Raw genomic sequence first — 20,566 nt, forward strand, 5'->3', positions numbered from 1 at the left:
AGCACTTAAAAAAAAGGCCTCGTTGGTGACGAGGCCTTATTAGTACACTAGATGTTAGTCAGGTGTAACTACTTGTTTGACAAGCTGTAAACGTAAGCTGTGATTACGTGAACTTTTTCTTCACCTAATACATCTTTCCATGCAGGCATAACACCTGTACGACCGTTCTGAATTGACTGCTCGATAGCGCCACGACTTCCGCCGTAGACCCACGCATTGTCAGTTAGGTTAGGCGCACCCATAAACTTGTTACCGGTGCCGTCCATACCATGACAGGCAAAACAGCCTTTCATGAATGAACCCTGTCCTTGAGCTGCAAGTGCTGCATCGTGCTCACGACCAGATAGGCTTACAACGTATTCAGCTAGACCTGTAATCTCACTGTCTTCAATCGGTAAACCACCTTTTGGCGGCATCATACCGTGACGACCGTTCATGATTGAGGTCTTAATCGTTGCCAGCTCACCACCATATAACCACGCGTTGTCGGTTAGGTTAGGGAAGCCTTTGCTACCACGCGCGTCACTACCATGACACATTGCACAGTTTTGTAAGAATAGACGTCCACCCACTTTTAGGGCTTCTTCATTCTTAACTAACTGTTCAAGTGGTGTATCAGCATATGCCTTGAAGATAGGACCAAACTTTTCGTCTGCGTGCTTAACTTCTTGGTCATACTGCACCCAACGCCCTTCATTTTGAGCGTCAATAACAGCTTGCTTTGACTCTTCAATAGTACGAACGCTTTGGTTAGCACTTGTCCAACCTAATAAGCCTTTGAAACTACCAAGTCCTGGGTACAGTGCTAAATAGATAACACTGAATACGATGGTAATGTAGAACATATAACTCCACCACTTAGGTAGTGGGTTGTTTAGCTCTTCAATACCGTCGAAGCTGTGACCCATTGATTTGCCTTCTTCTACGCCCGTGTCGTTCTTAGAACAAGCACGAAGTAGAACAATACAACCAATGATTACCACAACGGTGAGTACGATAATCCATACACTCCAGAAGTTACTCATCACTTTTGTTCTCCTGAGTCCTTCGATACCGAGATTTTCTCATCATCTGAGAAAACAAGGTTAGCTGCATCGTCGAATTGTTTCTTACGACTAGCGCTATATGCCCAGGCAAATATACCGATGAAGGTCACCATTACAACGATAGTAATAATTCCACGTAATGTGCCGTAATCCATATTTTGCCTCCTTATTTAAGCGCGTGGCCAAGTGATTGCAGATATGCGATCAATGCGTCCAGCTCAGTCTTACCTTTCACAGCGTCTTTAGCGCCAGCAATCTCTTCAGTTGTATACAACTTATGAGTTGGGTGAAAGTTTTGCAGGATTTCCATCTTCTCACCGGTCAAATCACCAGTAAGGATGTTTTCTGCTAACCAAGGGTACGCAGGCATATTTGACTGAGGTACAACAGCGCGAGGATCAATTAAGTGAACCTCATGCCATTTGTCACTGTAACGACCGCCAACACGGGCTAAATCTGGACCTGTACGCTTAGAGCCCCACTGGAATGGGTGATCCCAAACTGACTCGCCAGCTACAGAGTAGTGACCATAACGTTCAGTTTCTGCGCGAAGAGGACGGATCATCTGGCTGTGACAGCCATAACAGCCCTCACGAACATAGATGTCACGACCTTCAATCTGCATTGCCGTATAAGGAATCTGACCTTCTAATGGCTCAGTTGTATCTTCTTGGAACAGTAGGGGTGTAATCTCAACCAAGCTACCAAAGCTGATTGCGATAACAGTAAAGATCCCTAATAGACCGATGTTTTTCTCAACTAGCTCATGATTAAATTTCATCGTATCTACTCCTTAAGCTGCTTTTGCTTCAGCAATTGCTGGCAAAGAATCTTTAGGGGCCTTAACAGTACGCAGTACGTTGTATGCCATTATGAACATACCTGTAAGGAAGAATACACCACCTAGGAAACGTACAAAGTAGAACGGGTAAGAGGCTTCTAAGCTTTCAACAAAGCTATAAGTCAATGTACCGTCAGAGTTAACTGCGCGCCACATTAGACCCTGCATCACACCAGAGATCCACATTGAAACGATATAAAGAACAGTACCGATTGTTGCCAACCAGAAGTGAACGTTAATTAGGCTTGTGCTGTACATACGGCCGTGGCCAAACAGAACTGGGATCAAGTGATACAAAGAACCGATTGAAACCATAGCAACCCAGCCCAATGCACCAGAGTGAACGTGTCCAACAGTCCAGTCAGTGTAATGAGAAAGTGCGTTAACCGTCTTAATTGCCATCATTGGGCCTTCGAAGGTAGACATACCATAGAAAGACAATGAAACAACAAGGAAACGCAAGATTGGGTCAGTACGAAGTTTGTGCCAGGCACCAGATAAAGTCATGATACCGTTAATCATACCACCCCAAGACGGAGCGAATAGGATTAGAGACATCACCATACCAAGTGACTGTGTCCAGTCTGGAAGCGCTGTATAGTGTAGGTGGTGAGGACCAGCCCAAATATACAAAGCAATCAATGCCCAGAAGTGAACGATAGATAGACGGTACGAGTAAACTGGTCGGCCAGCTTGCTTAGGAACGAAGTAGTACATCATACCTAGGAAGCCTGCAGTTAGCAGGAAGCCTACCGCGTTGTGACCATACCACCACTGGACCATCGCATCTACTGCACCACTATAGAGTGAGTAAGACTTAGTCATCGTTAACGGTACAGCCATAGAGTTAACTATGTGAAGTACTGCTACTGTGATAATAAAGGCACCAAAGAACCAGTTCGCCACATAAATGTGGGACGTTGTTCGTTTAATGATCGTACCGAAGAAAACCACAGCATAGGAAACCCATACGACGGTAATTGCGATATCAATTGGCCATTCTAATTCAGCGTATTCTTTACCACTGGTAATACCAAGCGGCAAACTAATGGCTGCTGAAAGAATGATGGCTTGCCAACCCCAGAACGTAAATGCAGCTAACTTAGGTGCAAATAGTCGAGTTTGACAGGTGCGTTGAACGATATAATAGGATGTGGCGAAAAGGGCTGAAGTGCCAAACGCAAAAATCACGGCATTCGTATGTAGTGGTCGTAGACGACTATACGTTAACCATGACGTTTCGAAGTTTAGCTGCGGCCAGATCAACTGGGCTGCAATTAATACACCTACTGACATACCAACAATTCCCCATAACACGGTAGTTAGGGCGAATTGACGGACGACAGTGTAGTTGTAATCAGCGCCTTGAGGCTGGGAATGGTTCATCATATTGCTTCCACTGCTTATTACTTATACTTATTGTTGTGTAGAGTAAAGCTCTACCCGTATATTATGACAAAAAACCATGTTACCTAACGGAAATATGGGTTATGTGTCAATGTGTAACCTTACATTTCATGAAGTAACGCAAGGCAAAGCAATGATACTTGAGCTATATCAAAAAAGATAGGAATTACCCCTCCAGATAAGTTGATCTAGATCAAGGTACTCAATAGAATGTTAAAACAAATGATGTAAAGGTTAAATAACGTGCAAGTCACTCACAAATCAAGAGTATTAAGAATTCTATACAGCCTCATCCCGGTCGCATTTTTACTGGGGTGTGAGCCAAAAAGCCAAGATGTTACACCGGTAAGTCCTGTAGATATAAGTCTTTGCGCTTTTAAAGCGGGTCCATGCGTCAAAACGGTTGCCGATGTTGACATCGAGTTAAGCCTTAACCCTTGGCAGGCGCCGAGTGAACAGCCTATACAGATGTCACTGCATACCTCGACACCCTTAAGTAATCTTAAGGTTAAATTACAGGGTAGAGACATGTTTATGGGTATTATTCCGGTAAATTTGACCCAAATGGGAGAAAATGACTATAACGCACCGCTAATATACGGTTCGTGTAGTAGTGGCTATATGGTTTGGAGTGCAGTAGTCAGTTTTGAGCACAATGGTGTAGAGTCATTTACCACTTTTGACTTTTTGGCCGATAGCCCCGAGTAGGCCTGAACAAGATTATCAGGGTGATTTTTAGTGCACTGCTTATTAAGAGTCACGGCTTATTAAATAGTGCACTGTTTATTAATAGTGTGCTGCTTATTCATCGTTTCGGCCTGTTGACTAATAGTAAACACTCAAGCACTAGCGCAGATTAAGCACACCAAGCTTTGGGTTTAGCTTTAGGTTTAAGTTTGGGTGTCGGTTAAACAATGCTCAGTTATCACGCATTCACAAAACAGTTGTTGATAATCATTCTCATGTAGGTATATTGTTTTTAAATGAATCGCATTGGGAGGTTTCATCATGACCACTCCAACCAGACAGTTAAATATCAGTATCTCTGAAGACAAAATAGCTAAGCTTATCCAGCAAGGTGTGCTATGCGCCGCAGATTTCAAATGCCTCGATAGCGACACCAAAAAAGCGGTTTGGCAACTTTGTTTATGGAGCTGTGAGAAACGCATTCACTGCGACAAGCAGTGCCAAGACCATTGTAAAAATCAATGCGCTATTGTCGAAAGCCCTGATGTACAAAAAATTGATGTACAAAGCTCTGATGTACAAAAAACTGAGCTGATCTTAATGTCGCAAACAGTTACATAAGTTGTGACATAAACAGTGATAGAAACCTTAAGCATGCACACATTGATCGCTTGTTAAGCGATACGCCCATTTAAGCCGGTTAAACCCTAAATAACCATATCGCTTCTTCATCTTACTGATTAAGATAGTGATATACGGATTGTTACTGGCTCTATTTATGCAATTACCCCCGGTTATCCCATTTTTTGATTCCATCGATTTTATTCAACAGGGTAATCCCGTTGTCAATCAACGCATCACTCAACTTAGCTTGAGTTCACTCGATGAAGCAGGGCTCGCCTACGAGTTAGCTACCGATTGGCTGTTTGAGCAAAAGTACAATGAAAACAACTATAAAGCTTATAGAAGCGAACTGACGACATTTTTACATTGGTGTTTTGATGTCATTAAACTGAACGTTAGTGCAATAGGGCGCAAAGAGATCGGCCTGTATGTCGACTATTGCAAGCACCCGCCGTTAGCCCTTATTGGCTACTTTAATGTCGCCCAATTTAAACAAGATAAAACCAGCGACATAAGAACGCCCAATCCAAGCTGGCTTCCTTTTAGAGGCTGCAAGGTCGATGGCCAGATAAAACCCTATGTCCTCAGTGACAGTGCACTCAAAACAAAGATAGCCATTCTATCTAGCTTTTATAGCTACTTAATGGGAGAGGACTATTGTGAGCGGAACCCAGCGCAGATGTGGCTCAATAAGAGCCGCTTTTCATCTAGCCGAAAATACCGCCTCAACACTGACGACGATAATCAGTTGGCATTTACCGAGTTGCAGTGGTCCTACATTATGTCAACGGTAGAGAAACTCGCCAAAGCGCAGCCTGAATTGCATCAGCGCAGCCTGTTTCTCATTAAGCTTATCTATTCCTGTTATCTGCGCGTATCGGAAGTCTCAGCAAGAGCGGGTTACTCACCGGTGATGAGCCAGTTTAAACAAAACCGTCACTCTGGGATCTGGAGTTTTCATATCCCTAAGAGTAAAGGTGGCAAGAGTCGAAGCGTGGCGATATCTAAAGCATTATTAGCTGCCTTAGTGGATTATCGACGTTACCTAAAGCTGGCAGATTATCCCTCTGCTACTGAGCAACATCCATTAATCGTACGTCAAAAAGCCGCTGGGCGAGGGCGCGAAGTCGGCAATTTAAATGCAAACCTCGGAATACGCCATATCCGAGACGAAGTCGATAAGATCATCGAAATAGCGTCGATTAGCATCGAAACTGATGGCTTTATTGAAGATGCCTTACAAATGCGCGGCTTAAGTATCCACAATATTCGTCACACCGGCATTACTCACGACATTAATATTAACGGTCGTCCGTTATCACACGTACAAGCCGATGCCGGACACGAGAGTATCGACACCACCTCGCAATATCTGCACACCACTCAGATAGAACGTCACGAGAGTGCCCAGAACAAACCGTTAGATTATCTGCAGGGGATTGAGTAAGTTCTGAGTAATAGTTATCTAGAGCAAGAGCTAAGTACAAATTAACACTTCGGCTTAGGAATAAAGCACCTTTGCAAGAGTAGGTGCTTCTATGGAGGTTAAAAATAAGGCGGCCTAGTGGGGAGCTTTGCTTTCGTGCTTTAGCAAGACGCCGTAAATATATCCCTTTTTTTCAGGTATGAGCTAAGGCATGGCTAAATCTCAGACCGCCATGGATTGCTGGAATGCCAACAAGTGTAGGGAACATTTGTGGCCAGGTTAGAAGCTTGCACTCCACTTCTAGCAAAGATTCACTTTGACACTGTATTTAACTCCCACCAAAAGCGGCGCATAGTGCGTTACCTTGTGAAATTCAGCAGTCGTAACCGAACAAACAGCGGATGTCACCTCCACAAAGGTCGCGCTCGTGGTCTATCACCTATTTTTGCACTGACACAGCACCCAGCCGAATCCGAAAAACTGCCATGGCTATTTGTTAACAGCTAGTAGTTAAGAGTTAAGAGTTAACGCAACCCTATCCAGAACGGGGCGACTCAAACGTGTTAAAGGCTAAAGGACGACGCAAGATGGTTGCCAAAGAGCTAGATGTACACGTGTCAGAGGTGACAGGGCTAAAGCCGTTAGATTTTGTTGAACGGGACGATGTAACGGGGAAGGTGAGGAAGGGGAACTTGGGTCAGAATTGACATAAACATCAGATTTCCTTGCTAATTAGCTTCATTATCTATAGTGTGTGGAAAATTAAATGCCATATTTAGCAACATATTTAGCAACATATTTAGCAACATATTTAGCAACATATTTAGCAACATATTTAGCAACACAAAATAATGGGGTTTTACGTGAAAACAAGAACAATATCACTACAGTTTGCATTTTTTTTATCCGATATCGTTTCAAGGCCAGATCTTGAATTTAATGATCTCAACTCAAAAATGCTGAATATTTTTGACGGAATGCCACAAATCATACCAATCCCTCAAGAGCTTCCTACAGAAGTTCCGGTAATGGTTTTACGTTCTGAAAATAAAGAATATGCGTGTAATATTGCTAGGTCACGTATTGATTTTATAGTTCAGAGAACTTCAGATATTAAGAGCAACTCCGATTTGTTAACTGACTTCAAATCAAAAATTCTTGGTTTAACCAAGGTGATACAAGAAAAACAGAAAATATCTAGATTTGGATTGGTTGCTAGATATTTCATTCAAGATAACACTGCAAATAGAACTATTAGAAATCGTTTTTTTACTCCCGCAGTAGATGGCTCACAAGAACTTAGCCTAAGACAAAACAAACCCAGTGAGATGTACGGCTTTAATATGAACGATATTATTGAAATAAGTTCTGCATCTGCTTTGACTAATGGTATATCTGAAAAGGGTATTTCTATTCTTAGAGATATAAATAACAATCCAATACACAATAAAGATCTGGATTACCAAACCATTTCAGGCCTTTTAGATAAGTATTTTAGTCGAATTTCAGAGTCCGAGGTGATGGGGTTAGTAAAATGAGTCCATCCTCAACGTCAACAACTCAAGCATATTCAACATCTACAACACAGCCCTATGCTGACTTTTCTCAAAGTTCATCAATAGCACAGCCTACACAACAAGCTGTATCACAATACGTTATTCCATTGTCAAACACTGCCCCCTTAGCCCCTACTGAAGCTCGAGGGTGGAATGATTGGTTAATTATGGGCGTTGGAATGATTTTGACTGGCATTATTGGCTATTTCTCTTCGATAATGGCAGTTAAATCAGACATTGCAACCAATAGGCAGGATATCGCAATTGTGAAACTATCTGTTGACCACTTAAATTCTGAATTAGACAGGACTGAGCAAGGTTTAAATATAATAGAACAAGACTTTAAAGAAGTGAATGAGCTAAAAAGGAAGAATGAAATACTGTCAATAAGAATAAGTTCAGTTGAAAAGCTTACTGGTTCTAAACAATATGAATAAACTTTAGAAACCGTACCCGTTAACGCGTACGGTTTTTTTATGCCTAAAATCCGCATATACCTACAGTCCTGAGAGAATAAATAACGCTGTGAAGCGTCATCTATTTCAAATAAGCCAGCGCCATGAGGGGATAACTATCCCTTAAGGTCTTTAATTCCTGCTTAAAAGGTATCGATTATTTGCAAGCCAATCGTGGTAATCGCTGCGGGTGTAGTAAATGTCGCAATCGGAGTATGCAGAATAACGCAGACGAGTAGGGCATGTAGACCAGCCTATTTGTTCTATAATCCAGCCGCTATCCTACCAATAAATGTCCATTTACTATCAGAACGCTGCTCCTAGTTTAAGTAAGCGATTCACACTCCAAGCTCTCAGAGTTATCGACTCTGTTGTAAGCCTCGAAATAGAATTTTGTTTATCCCGTTTATATCTCGAAAGCGGGGGAAGATAACGCCTACTTTTATAGGCGAAATTTGGGTTGTCATGTGAGGCTTTTAGATCTTAAGCATCAGAGATAAGAATCAAAAGATAAGCGCGAAGTTAGCAGTAATAGAGCCAGGAGAGTAGGGCGCTGTGATGACTGCGATCTGTCTGAAAACTTGTGTGAATGAAAACTTGTGCGAATATAGTAGTGTAAATAAACTTGTGTGAACTTTTATGAATAAAGGGGCGAAAACACAGGTTCAAATCTTAAAAGGAGATAACAGGTTTTGGGGGAGGCAGAGCTCATTTGGCCAAAATAATTCACTGATATATGATTAAGATCAGCCAGTCGAGCCGTGATAAAGTAGGGCGCGTACGCGATAATAAACCGCCTAACAGTGTTCGAAGCGAGCTAACTCGATGGTTTAATGTTGGTTGTAAGTAACTGATTATATGTAAATAGCCTCTGAGTCCACGCCAGAAACACAGGCCTTACAACGTCAGCTGACATTAACCATTCGAGCTTCTTAGCTTTTACCTAGCTTATACCTCAGTACCTAGTTATATTCCTAATCCTGTGCCTAATTCTGTGGCTAATCTAATTGTTAACGATAAAAGCTAAGTTAGCGTTTCAGCTTGGATTTCTACCGAAATTGCTGCTGGGATTTCAGAGACTGGTTAATGCCGATAAGTGACATTATCGGCATTTGCCTTAAAAGGGGGTTTTGGGGCTATATCTCTATATATCCTTAAAGTTCTTATCTGTCTGCTTAATGCTTTAGCTCTTTACTTAACTGTCTATCGCTGGCCAAGTATGACGTCACTCTATCTGTAAAAGGTAATGATTAATGTTGGGCTATCCGTACTATGTTCGTTTTTGGGCATGAGGCTGCGTTCGCAGGCGTTCTGATTACCGATTTTTTACTACTTTAGTTTGAGTTAGTTTAGTTAGAGCTAGTTGAGTTTGAATAACTTAAGTTGGAGTTAGACTGCAGCTAATCCCAAGTCTACTCAAACCTTATCTGAACCCTGAAACTACTAAGTATTAGCCTTAACAAGATTTGGCTAGATTTGGCCAAGATTAACTAGGATTAGACAAACGGTTCCAATTAAGACTCTCCAGTTTACGGCATTGTGAGTTATGACATTGCTATGATTAAGCTAGATATGACTTAGCGGGATTAACGCTTGTTTGGTACTGTGCTGATAACTAGCTGTGCTAGACAAAGCTACTATTAGAACCGCAGTTTCAGAACTGGACTTAATCTAAGGCTAAGATTTAGCTAAACTGGTTATTGGTATCTAGCTGGTTATAGTCAATCAGTTTTAGTTAAGATCATACGCTGCGCTGTGTGGCTGCTTTAACATTTTGCCTATCTCAGCTCACCAGAATTCACGTAGCGCACGATAAAAAATAGCTAATTTCACTATATTTTCAATCTACTGCGAGCTTTCTGGGTTTCTAGCTATAGAACTAAGACGCTGCATTTTGTTCAAGTGTTCAAGTGTTCATTGCTAAGTGTTCAGTGCAATGCACTTAGATTAAGTGCTTAGGCTATGTGCCAAATCAAATGCATCGTGGCACATAGTAAGTGCAAATATAATCTGCTTAGCTGTTAACTGAGTCTGCGTGATTGAGTTTGTGTATCAGCTTTTGAATATGAGATTTTGAGTATCAGCCTTTGAGTATGAGGTATTAATTTAGTATTTAGAGCTTAGGATATTAACGCCATTTGAGAATGCTGCTTGATAACCTGAAGCCTTAACCAAGTTCAGTTCAAGTATTGTTTTAGCCTAGTGAAATAGAAAGCCGTAGCTTAAAACAGCAAAGTCCCAATACATAAACCAAGTGATGTAAATCTCAGGCTGCAAGCATACAGCTTGTATGAAACTAGAGAACACCAACGTACATAGTAAAGTATTGCCTTAGGTGTCAGCATAGAATCACTGTAGAAGCTCATTTGAGCTAAACATTCAGGTCTAACCCCATCTTAATCGCTCTTACATAGCTATGCGCACAATGTATATTATGTTAAATAGGGTTTATGGAGAGATACCTTTTCTGAATTTTTTTGGGAATTGTCATCGAAAATGAGAATCTCAGTCACGACATCGGATTCGGCATCACATGAACTATGAGTAATTGTCTGCTCATGGCTTCTAGCTTGATAATTTTATTCTGATAGCTGCTAGTTTATGGATCTATTGTGTTAACTAGTATTCTCATAACGTATTGCTGTTGCGATTAGTTAGTCAGCTGAACTAAAAACCTTCATCAACTCTATTAGTTAACTCGTCGCTGCAATGGATTAGCGTTTTAGTAGGCATTCTATGCGTGCCTTGTATGGCATTAGTTTCTTAACGACTAAATTTCATAACGACTAAATTTCATAACGACTAAATTTCATAACGTCTAAGTTTCGTTCTACTGATTTAAGGTCTGTAACACTTAACAGCCTGTATATTTGGATTTGGTATATTCATTAACACTACGGAAATGGCTACGGCTTGATCTAGGTAAACTTTAAAAGTAGCCATGCAAACAATTGGCGCACACTAGGAAACATCTGACAGTTACACAACCTAATCAATATCTTCCTCTAAGTGCCATCAAATGAGCTTCACTAAAGCCTTATTAAGAGAGTCATAAATCTCTGTTTAGAACCGAGTGATGCGTACCTTAGTTACCAATCCACGTAATTTGTTTTCCTCAATTAATTGGCATTAAGGAACTAACCTTATACTGCCCTAACCCATTTATGTATGCCACTACACTATCGTTCCACTTATCTTAGGTTCTCTTACAAGTATGGATTGCTTTATCTGTAAACGACGTAATGCTTTGCAGTTGAACCATTCACAGTCCTATTGCTCTACATCAAGCCAGGACTGAATTTCTTTTAAGAGGATTGAGAGCGATTGTTAGCGAAACTATTCCCAGACATTAACCTTGTCAGAATCGTTAAAGTCTTTTGTTTGAGGATTCACTACACAAAAGCGGTGGCCTGTTGGCGCTTGCATAACAATCCAGCGTTCAAAACGCTCTACGACTCGTGCACCAATTGCTTTCAAGCGCGTAACTTCAGCTGCAATATCATCAGTCTCAATATCAAGATGCACTCGACTTTCATGAGTCGTTTTTTGAATCAATATATGTGGTTGTTCATCGGGCACGTTAAGGTGTGAATACTTTGAAGACCAGTCTTCATTTGAACGAACGCATTCTAGACCTAACGCTTGCTCCCAAAAAAGATTCGCTTCTTCAATATCATCAACCTTACTGTCTATCACCAAAGCCGCCAACCTACTTTTATGCATAACACTTTCCTATGTGATTAACGTCCTACTGAGTATTTGTTAATGATTACTTTCAGTTTTGATTCGCAAAAAACTCCATTAACTCATTTACGATGCCAGAAGGGTCCTTAAAGGCTGCATAACGGCCCCATCTATTTTCATTTGGAGTCTCGTGAATAAATACAACTCCCTTTGATTTTAACTCTTTTATTTTCTCATCCAAGTTATGCACTGTAAGAACAAGTGATGAGTTTGCGTGGTAGCCGTGTTCATAATTGGTTGCCTGCATCGTACCTTCAAACATGAGTACGTTATGGGAACCACAGTTAAACTTTACACTATCTTCATACTCTTCTACAATGTTGAGACCAAGAGTGTCCACATAAAATGCTTTTGAAATTATAAGGTTATGAACGACTAATAACGTTGATGGACTATCCATAATGCATGAACTTATTTTTCATCGAGATATAATAATTTCAACATAGCATACTTCTAAATAAGACTGGTAGCGGGTCATCCATGAAGTGTAGTCTCAAGATTTACATCCATACTTGGATTGTTTTTTGTATCTCAAAAGCTATGAGTTCAGATTGCTAAAAGGCGCTACAAAATAGATGTAGCGCCTTGAACATAACATTGGTCGGTAATAAACAAATGGTGATGTCAGTACCGCTTAGGTGCAACTAGTCAGTGAACAACTCTTCATTCATGCTCGTCTTTGGTTTTATTTCCTCTGGTTTTCTTTGTAAGGCGTATATAGGCAAGCCTAATAAAATCAGAAAGAAAGAATAAAAGACAATCTCCTGCCCTGCTCCCAAAATACAAAACAAACTATATACAAAGGTGCCAATGCCAAGAATGATGGCGCGGTTTCGTGCTGCTGATGGTTTATCCTGTTTTAAAAAGTAGAACTCTGCAATGGCACATAAGGTGTAAGCCATCAAGGTCGCTAACGTCGCCATCATCACTAAAAAAGTGAACGCGCCGATTAAGCCTTTGGTGTAATTCATTATCAATAACACCGAGACAATAGCGCCCGACACGAGTAAACCGAATGTTGGCGTGCCATTTTTAGACAAACGTTTAAATCGCTTTGGAAATAATCCATTGCTCGCAATGGCCATCGGCATCTGTCCACACATTAAGGTATTCGCATTTAAGGATCCTAGCGTCGACAATAATGCACCAAGGGTCACGACTAACGCGCCAACAGGACCCATTAACCGTTCTGCTGCTAACTTAAAGGGCGCGGTTGAATTTTTAAGTTCGTTTGTAGGCACCGTTAGGTTCACCGCTAAACTCACCAATATATACAAGACTAAGATAGTCAGCACTGAGGCAATGATGGCTCTTGGGATTGTTTTTTCAGGTTTAATCACATTACCCGCAGGAACGGTGGCAGATTCAATCCCTAAAAATGACCACATAACCAACATAGTGGCAGCAGATATTGCTGCGATTGGTGATAACTCTGTCGGATTGAACTCAGGTAGCATCTCCGGCTGCATATTGATTAAGCCCAATAGCGCGAGTATTAACAAGGGCACGATCTTTAAAATGGTCGTGATGACTTGAAAGGTACTACTGCCCTTAATCGAGCGAATATTTAAACCGACAATAAGCCAAATTAAGCCTAAACATGCAGCTAACCCGGCTTCATTGTGCTCTGCCAGTATCGGCACATAAGCGGATAAATAACTGATAAATGCAATGGCGACGCTTGCTACGGCAGTTAAACAGGAGATCCAATAGCACCAGCCGACTATAAATCCGGCCATAGAGCCTAAACCTGAGTCAGCGTAAATATATAAACCACCCGTTTTAGGTATTCTGGTTGCTAGCCTTGCGAATGTCAGTGCAATCAGCACAGTACCCGCGCCAGCAACCAACCAGCTACTCAATCCTAACATGCCATAAGGGGCCAATAATGTCGGCATCATAAAGATCCCCGAACCAATAGCGCAGCCTACGGCAAGGGCCCAAACGCGCCAAAACCCCATGACTCTGTGGTCTTGGGGATGTGCAGCTATATTTTGTGTCATCAGATGTCCTGGCGTTAAGCCGCTTGTTGAAATAACTCAATAATGGCTTTTAGATCATCATCATTAATATTTAAATGGGTAACCAGTCGCATCTGCTCCCCTGAAGGCAGCAAAATATTGTTATTGGCTTCACGCTTTGCAAGGCGTTGTCTCATTGCTTCGCTAACGCTCACATATAACATGTTTGTATGGGCTTGGCCGAGAGGGATCCCTACACCGTCAATTTGTTCTAATGCCCTTGCTAATTCGTTGGCTCGTCGGTGATCTTCGCTCAAACGATTTATGTTGTTTTGTAAGGCATACAAGCCCGCAGCCGCAATAGTTCCTGCTTGGCGCATACCGCCGCCTAACATTTTACGCCAGTGTCTGGCTTCGTCGATGAACTCATTTGAGCCAACAAGTAGCGAGCCAACAGGCGCCCCTAAGCCTTTTGATAAGCATATTGAAACACTGTCAAAATCTGCGGTTAAGGCTGCAGCGCTCGTGTTTCCGTCAACAACAGCATTAAACAACCTTGCGCCATCTAAATGCATGGCTAAGCCATGGCGCTCTGCTATCGCCTTAACGTCTTGAGTGTAACCGCGAGGTAAAGCGAGACCACCATGAGTGTTTTCTAAGCAAATCAACTTGGTTCTGGCATAGTGAACGTCTTTCGGTTTAATGGCTTTTTCCAGTTCGGATAAATCCATGGTTGCATCGCGTTGTAGCGTTAATGGCTGGGGCTGAATACTACCTAATACCGCAGCGCCGCCACCTTCGTAAAGATAGGTGTGCGCGACGCTACCAACAATGTACTCATCACCGCGGCCACAATGAGACAGCAGTCCCATTAAGTTGCTTTGGGTGCCAGAGGGACAAAATACCGCGGCTTGTTTATTAAGTAACTCTGCAGCATATGCTTCAAGTTGCTTAACGCTAGGATCTTCACCGTAAACATCATCTCCCGTTTCGGCTGATGCCATTAACGCGCGCATGTTCAGGCAAGGCTGCGTGACGGTATCACTGCGTAAATCGATTACTCCTGCCATGGTGTTTTCCCTTTTAAGGTTAACTTCTTGCTGATGTAGTCTTCTCGATTAGTGTAACCGCCAGCAAGATGACGAAAACCGCTAAAGGCTGTGCGCGCATGAAGTACACGCCAATTATCAAACCATACCGCACGGCCAGGTTGTAATTGAAAGCTCACCTGAAACTTAGGGTCGTTAATTAAACGCTGAAACAGACCATAAGCATGATAAAAAGCCTTTTGCTCACTAGCACTTAGCATAAAGGGGCTGCGATCAAAGTTATTAAAACAAATTTGTTCAAACTGGCCATTGATATCTTCGCGCACAACCTCATGCTGACCTCTCAATTGAATGCCGGGCTCAATATAATGCGCTGGTACCTTAATTCTTTTTAGCGTCTCATAAGCGGCTGGATCTTCATTTTTAATGGTTTGAGCAACCTTAAAGCCATCGGCAAATTGATTAAAAGCACCTTCGCCGTCAAAGGCCAAACAATGCAGTAACTGCAATCCAGGAGGATCAAGTGTATAGGTACTATCGGTATGTAGGCCTATGCCAACACTGGTGTAGGCACTGTCACTATGAGCGCCATTATTAGAAAAGTCCCATAAACTACCGAATACGGTATCTCGAATATACCCTACTTGATTGAGCAACTTTTTAGTGGCTTCCATGTCCGTTGGCATGCCCGAAAATGTGACTAAACCATATCGTTCCATACTTTCTAACACAGGTAAAAAAGCAGCATCGTTAGCCGTCACCTGTTCAAAATCAAAATCTGGGACTTGGTTTTGTAGCTCGTAAGCCCACAATTGATATGCCGGCTCATTGACTGGCGTAAATGCCATATTAAACAGAAAGTCAGCATCAAACTCGCTCACTACATCGGCATCCAACCACTGAATGCACAGTTGAGCGCCGTTATTAATCACTTGGAATTCTTTTAGCTCAGGGACTGCTGGTAAGGAAAAGGTGTCAACATCTCGTTGTAATGTACCGGGGTTAAGGCTAGAGGCATCGGTACTGTGATCTCTCAACCAAAATAAACTGAAGTGTGATTCTTTATTATTAGAAAATTTAATCGAAAGACTTTCATCCACACGTTTACATTCGTGAATAAACATAAAATAGATCCCTAAGTTAACCTGTCAAATAACAGTTAACACCGCAAAGAAAATAACAATCACCAAACTTAACATTAACAAGTTACAACAATCAAGCTGTAAGCAAAGAGCTTTACCGGGAAGGTCTTAAAGCCATCTTCGGCTAATAATGTTTTCATTATGTTAAATTAAGTGACTATCCTTTTATTCCTAGAGGCTATTCTCATTATTCTATTTTGTCAGGGTCGCAATATTAAATTTCCGGCCAAGCTTGATCCGTAGAGCTAAAAACTGTTTTCTTTATTAACGTTAGTCAAAATAGCTGCTGCGGACTACTCGTATTTATTTCTTTACGGGAAAAATGAGATAAAATCAGTCTATAAACTCGCTCTAAAAAATCAGTTTTAACTGAACTTTTGCGCACACTTAATTACCTGTTCTCTAAGCCATTTACGGCTTGGGTCGCTCGTTATTGATGAATGCCAGTACATGGCAACAATTAGCAGAATGTATTTCAGTGTATAGCAACGTCTGGGACGACCAATCTAGAGCATCGCTTTTATTATTTGCACAAGTAATGTCTTGGAAATGGTATGAATACAAGCTGATTATTTCTAACCCAGCATTGGCAAAAAATATGAAATGAAGTTTATAACTGATATGAAGTAAGTTGAGTCAAATTGAAGCAGGTAAACGGGCTAAAGGCATTACTTGGCAACAGCCAAGCAGCATAATGAACAACTAAGCCCCCTAATTGTTCTGGGCTGTAGTTGTTCATTTAGTTGTAGCTTTGGTTCTAGTTTAGGTTGTAGCTTTAGTTGTATTAGCCTAACAACTTTTAACTTACTGAAGGTAACACTCGAACAAGATTGGCTTCACAGCCTTTGGGCAGGAGGTTCATCGCCGACATCATGCATGTTAAATACAATGGCAATCATTAGATTGTATATGCACTCAACTATGACGATAAATGGTGACTTTATTTCGTCCAGAGTTCTTTGACTCATAAAGCGCTTTGTCAGATGATTCAAACGCTTCTTGCAATTTCATTTTGGATTCAGAATAAATAGCACCTATTGATATAGTAACGCCTATGTCATTTATGTTTTCACTATTTATTACGCGCAACAATTCATCTGCTTTTTTATTAAACTGTTCGAAAGAAAGTTCACCATTAAAAATAACAACAAACTCTTCCCCGCCCCATCGGATAGCGAGATCTGTGGAGCGCATTGAGGATTTTATTCTACTTGCCACTTCTGAAATCACAATGTCACCGACAGCGTGCCCATAAACATCATTGATTTTCTTAAAGTGGTCTATATCAATTAGACACATAGAGTTAACTGACATATCTTTATTCATAAACCTATCTTTACGATAGAAACCAGACAAGCTATCTATGCTGCTTTCGATATAAAACCGTCTAATGTATGCAGCGATTAAAAAACAGCTGTGTATTATTAGCGTTAATACCAATATTGCAGCACTGCTATAAAGTAGTGGCGTTTTTATGGTTAGGCCTACTTTTTTGTTTTCAGTTTTAAGCGCTAAGGATTCGTAAACAACCGCGCTTATGTTATTACTGTCTTTATCTGACATCTCAAACCAAGTGAATTCTTCATCATTGAAGTCTGATATAAAGTCGCTTAGAAAATCAGCTTTAATATCAATTACTAACACAGAAAAAACATCGCCTTCTAAATACAGTGGGTAATAAATTGAAAATAATTCTTCATTGGTTCCATCTTCTACGTAAGGTCCAAACACCCTTACCGTTTCAAATACAGTTAAACCACTTCCCTTTAACGTTTTTTCAATATTTTCTAATTTCAAAATACGTTCTAGGTAGTTTGTCTCACCAAACTCCTTATCAAAAAGGTGCAGATACTCCTCTCTAAACGGCTTTGGAATGACATATTCTGGATATACATTCGCTACCGTCCATAGGTTGCTAGATATGATGGGGTTTCTTTTTAAGGCATTAAATAGGTTATCTATATGCTTAGATAAATCTCGAATTTTTTTATCTTTAGCATTTTTTACTATAACACCTTGAGTTAAATCACCGGCGGCTACAGAAATATAGTCACTGTTAAGGCTGTTTACATTGAAACGGTATATGGCATCACTAATAAAAAGGATGTTAGTTAAAAACTTACTATTCAACTTGCCTTTATTAACATTCAAGAACAAATTAACAATACTTACCGCTACAATTAAAGATAAGAAAATGCTTAGCAGGTTCCTTTTTGTCATAATATTTACTATCCGGCAATGGTTTTAAAAAATGAGTCACAACTCAAAATGATTTTTCAACAAGAATCCTTTATCAAGAGTTCTTTGTTAAGAGGTAATCGCTACATATCAATAGCTTAACGTTAATTTTATTGGATTTGCTAATCTGATAAGGCTTATACATATTCATAAAGTCTGAATACCTGTTCAATCTTAAATTATATCATAGATTTCGCATTTTATTTTCCACTAAGAGCGAACAAGATTTCCTACTCAACACGCACAAGCAATAAAAAATCCCGAACATAGGTTCGAGATTTTTTTCTACACATTAAGGCTGTGTCATTGCGTGGCTTTGGTAAATGCTCTCTAATTCTCCGTCACCGTTAATCGAGGTAGATTAACGTTCACTAGGTATTAGGCATTAGAAGGCAATAAGCATTTGGCACTAAGCATTTGGCATTTGGCATTTGGCATTTGGCATTAAAAATTAGCCATCTTCTCTTGGCATCGTGATCATCACACCCAGACCGGGCTTACAATCGTGTAAGGTAATACTGCCGTGATGTAGACCCGCAATGGCTTTTGCCAATGAGAGACCCAGCCCCAAGCCTCCATCGGTACGGCTTTTATCGACACGATATAAACGCTCAAAAACACGCTCTCGTTCAGCCTCCGCAATACCAAGCCCATTATCTTCAACCTTGAGCCAAACCAGTGAGGCTTTATCATCCGCACCGCAGCTGAGCTTTATCACACTGCCGGCAGAGCAGTATCGCAGCGCATTTTCTATCAAGTTGGCAATTTGCTGGATCAGCAGCTCCCGATCGCCTTGGATCAACAAGGGCGATTGCGCTTTGTGCACCTGCAACTGCATTCCAGCATCTTCGGCAACATCGACATAAATTTCGGCGACGGTATCGACAATCAGGGTTAAATCCGTTGTTGTGAAGCGACTTCGCCTTGCGCCTGACTCAATTTGAGTAATGCGTAACAAGGCATCAAAAATAGAAGCAAGACGTTGAGAATCAGCCAAGGCATGGTCTAGCTCATTGATAAAGCTCTGACTGTGCGCGATCTGTGATGCATCAGCCTCATCACGTAAAGTCAGTAAATTGTGTCTTAAACGCGTGATCGGTGTTTTCAGTTCGTGGGCAATATTGGACGAAATATCACTCATCGCCGCCACAGAACCTTCTAAACGAGAAAGCATTTCATCCACAGATACCGATATTCTAGCCAGATCATTGTAGGTGTTTTTCTCGCCCGTTCGTGCCGACAAGTCACCGTCTGCCGCTGCGTTTAACACCTGCTCAATACGAGATATTCGTTGCTGACTCAAACGGCTCATCGCGACAACAATGGCAATGGTAAAGAGTGAGACTAAAACGCCAGCAAGAATAAAGCCGCTGGTAAGCACTGCGATAATGTCGTCATCTTCAATCGGATCGTCGTCGATATCGTGTTTATAACCATTGGCCCGCAGCTTGGATTCTTTGACGAGTTCACTGTTCTGCTGACCCAGTTCATAGTCAACATAGAGAATGGTTACGCTGGCCATAAGCACAAGACTAAACAGCGACACTAGAGCAAACATCACACCTTGCTGGGTTGCAGAGCTTTTCATCCACAGTGGAAGGCGATTAATCAGTTGCTGAAGTGACATTTTATTTCGCAACATATCAAGCAGCCTGCGTTTCATTTGGCCTCCTGGTGATGTCGATGTTCTAACTTGTAACCAGCGCCTCGCACGGTTTGGATCAAAGTATCGCCATAAGGCTTCTCTATTTTATTCCTAAGACGACTAATGTGAGTTTCGACAACGCTGGTTTGAGGATCAAAATGAATATCCCATACATGCTCAAGCAGCATAGTACGGGTGATCACGCGGCCTGGATGACGTAAAAACAACTCTAGAATACGAAATTCTTTAGGCTGCAAATCCAATAACTTACCTTGACGTGTCGCGGTATGTTCAAACAGATTTAATACCAGATCGCCAAAAGTCAGTTCAGGTTTAGTTTCAGTCGATGTCAGCGCGGATCGGCGAGAAAGAGCGCTAACACGGGCAAGCAGTTCAGAGAATGCAAATGGCTTAGTTAGATAATCATCACCTCCCGCTTCCAACCCTTGCACACGGTCATCCACCCCGCCTAAGGAGGTCAAAAATAAGATAGGCGTTCCCACTTGCGCAGCTCGAAGGGCCTTAACCAAAGACAATCCGTCTAAGCCCGGCAACATGCGATCGACGATCGCCACATCAAAGTGTTCCGTCATGCATAGGGTCAACGCATATTTGCCGTTTTCTGTCACCTCTACTTGATGCCCAGCTTCACGTAGCCCTTTTTCAACAAAACTGCTCAGACTCACATCGTCTTCAACCAGTAACACTCGCATGGCGGTTCTCTCTCAGATCATAAGGTAACGTC

The 20,566-nt window shown here is 41.5% G+C and carries 17 protein-coding genes; 5 read left to right on the forward strand and 12 right to left on the reverse strand.

What is annotated here, in order from left to right; translation table 11 throughout:
• Positions 1 to 68 precede the first annotated feature (68 nt).
• The 4 genes from ccoP to ccoN are packed head-to-tail and all read right to left on the reverse strand — an operon-like array spanning position 69 to position 3,276.
• Positions 69 to 1,025: a cytochrome-c oxidase, cbb3-type subunit III gene (gene ccoP / locus ACVBIL_RS05670; protein WP_447166013.1), complete on the reverse strand. Its 957-nt coding sequence runs from the start codon at positions 1,023 to 1,025 to the stop codon at positions 69 to 71.
• On the reverse strand, positions 1,025 to 1,201 hold the full coding sequence (locus ACVBIL_RS05675; protein WP_447159232.1) for a cbb3-type cytochrome oxidase subunit 3: 177 nt from the start codon (positions 1,199 to 1,201) through the stop codon (positions 1,025 to 1,027). Before ACVBIL_RS05675 ends, ccoP begins: the two co-directional genes overlap by 1 nt.
• Before the next feature lie 11 nt (positions 1,202 to 1,212).
• Positions 1,213 to 1,827: a cytochrome-c oxidase, cbb3-type subunit II gene (gene ccoO / locus ACVBIL_RS05680; protein ID WP_447166014.1), complete on the reverse strand. Its 615-nt coding sequence runs from the start codon at positions 1,825 to 1,827 to the stop codon at positions 1,213 to 1,215.
• A 12-nt stretch (positions 1,828 to 1,839) separates the two neighbouring features.
• A complete protein-coding gene (gene ccoN, locus ACVBIL_RS05685) occupies positions 1,840 to 3,276 on the reverse strand; it encodes a cytochrome-c oxidase, cbb3-type subunit I (RefSeq protein WP_447159234.1) in 1,437 nt (478 codons plus the stop codon).
• A 261-nt stretch (positions 3,277 to 3,537) separates the two neighbouring features.
• Between ccoN and ACVBIL_RS05690 the strand changes: the two genes are divergently transcribed.
• From ACVBIL_RS05690 to ACVBIL_RS05710, 5 genes are all read left to right on the forward strand, one after another.
• Positions 3,538 to 4,002: a hypothetical protein gene (locus ACVBIL_RS05690; protein ID WP_447166015.1), complete on the forward strand. Its 465-nt coding sequence runs from the start codon at positions 3,538 to 3,540 to the stop codon at positions 4,000 to 4,002.
• Between the two features lie 300 nt (positions 4,003 to 4,302).
• Positions 4,303 to 4,602: a hypothetical protein gene (locus tag ACVBIL_RS05695; protein ID WP_447166016.1), complete on the forward strand. Its 300-nt coding sequence runs from the start codon at positions 4,303 to 4,305 to the stop codon at positions 4,600 to 4,602.
• A 157-nt stretch (positions 4,603 to 4,759) separates the two neighbouring features.
• Positions 4,760 to 6,052 carry a tyrosine-type recombinase/integrase gene (locus ACVBIL_RS05700; RefSeq protein ID WP_447166017.1) on the forward strand — a complete coding sequence of 431 codons (1,293 nt, stop codon included), beginning with the start codon at positions 4,760 to 4,762 and terminating at the stop codon, positions 6,050 to 6,052.
• A gap of 842 nt (positions 6,053 to 6,894) precedes the next feature.
• Complete coding sequence (locus ACVBIL_RS05705) at positions 6,895 to 7,569, forward strand: hypothetical protein (RefSeq protein WP_447166018.1); 675 nt, start codon at positions 6,895 to 6,897, stop codon at positions 7,567 to 7,569.
• On the forward strand, positions 7,566 to 8,024 hold the full coding sequence (locus ACVBIL_RS05710; protein WP_447166019.1) for a hypothetical protein: 459 nt from the start codon (positions 7,566 to 7,568) through the stop codon (positions 8,022 to 8,024). The genes ACVBIL_RS05705 and ACVBIL_RS05710 overlap by 4 nt, the downstream gene beginning before the upstream one ends.
• Positions 8,025 to 11,378: 3,354 nt before the next feature.
• On the opposite strand, the gene ACVBIL_RS05715 is transcribed toward ACVBIL_RS05710, so the two are convergent.
• The 8 genes from ACVBIL_RS05715 to ACVBIL_RS05750 all read right to left on the reverse strand — a co-directional run bounded on the left by ACVBIL_RS05715 (position 11,379) and on the right by ACVBIL_RS05750 (position 20,534).
• Positions 11,379 to 11,765, reverse strand: coding sequence for a VOC family protein (locus ACVBIL_RS05715; protein ID WP_447166020.1), 387 nt, complete (start codon positions 11,763 to 11,765; stop codon positions 11,379 to 11,381).
• Positions 11,766 to 11,817: 52 nt separating this feature from the next.
• Positions 11,818 to 12,186, reverse strand: coding sequence for a VOC family protein (locus ACVBIL_RS05720; RefSeq protein WP_447166021.1), 369 nt, complete (start codon positions 12,184 to 12,186; stop codon positions 11,818 to 11,820).
• Positions 12,187 to 12,430: 244 nt separating this feature from the next.
• Positions 12,431 to 13,789 (reverse strand): APC family permease, encoded by a 1,359-nt coding sequence (locus tag ACVBIL_RS05725; protein WP_447166022.1) that lies wholly within the window; start codon positions 13,787 to 13,789, stop codon positions 12,431 to 12,433.
• Between the two features lie 14 nt (positions 13,790 to 13,803).
• Positions 13,804 to 14,817: a low-specificity L-threonine aldolase gene (gene ltaE, locus ACVBIL_RS05730; protein WP_447166023.1), complete on the reverse strand. Its 1,014-nt coding sequence runs from the start codon at positions 14,815 to 14,817 to the stop codon at positions 13,804 to 13,806.
• A complete protein-coding gene (locus ACVBIL_RS05735; RefSeq protein WP_447166024.1) occupies positions 14,805 to 15,920 on the reverse strand; it encodes a trimethyllysine dioxygenase in 1,116 nt (371 codons plus the stop codon). Before ACVBIL_RS05735 ends, ltaE begins: the two co-directional genes overlap by 13 nt.
• Before the next feature lie 933 nt (positions 15,921 to 16,853).
• Positions 16,854 to 18,158: a GGDEF domain-containing protein gene (locus tag ACVBIL_RS05740; RefSeq protein ID WP_447166025.1), complete on the reverse strand. Its 1,305-nt coding sequence runs from the start codon at positions 18,156 to 18,158 to the stop codon at positions 16,854 to 16,856.
• Between the two features lie 469 nt (positions 18,159 to 18,627).
• Positions 18,628 to 19,839: a sensor histidine kinase gene (locus tag ACVBIL_RS05745; RefSeq protein WP_447166026.1), complete on the reverse strand. Its 1,212-nt coding sequence runs from the start codon at positions 19,837 to 19,839 to the stop codon at positions 18,628 to 18,630.
• The gene (locus tag ACVBIL_RS05750; RefSeq protein ID WP_447166027.1) at positions 19,836 to 20,534 is read right to left on the reverse strand and encodes a response regulator transcription factor; all 699 of its coding nucleotides are present in this window, start codon (positions 20,532 to 20,534) and stop codon (positions 19,836 to 19,838) included. The genes ACVBIL_RS05745 and ACVBIL_RS05750 overlap by 4 nt, the downstream gene beginning before the upstream one ends.
• Positions 20,535 to 20,566 lie beyond the last annotated feature (32 nt).

The organism is Shewanella sp. 125m-7 (assembly GCF_052977045.1).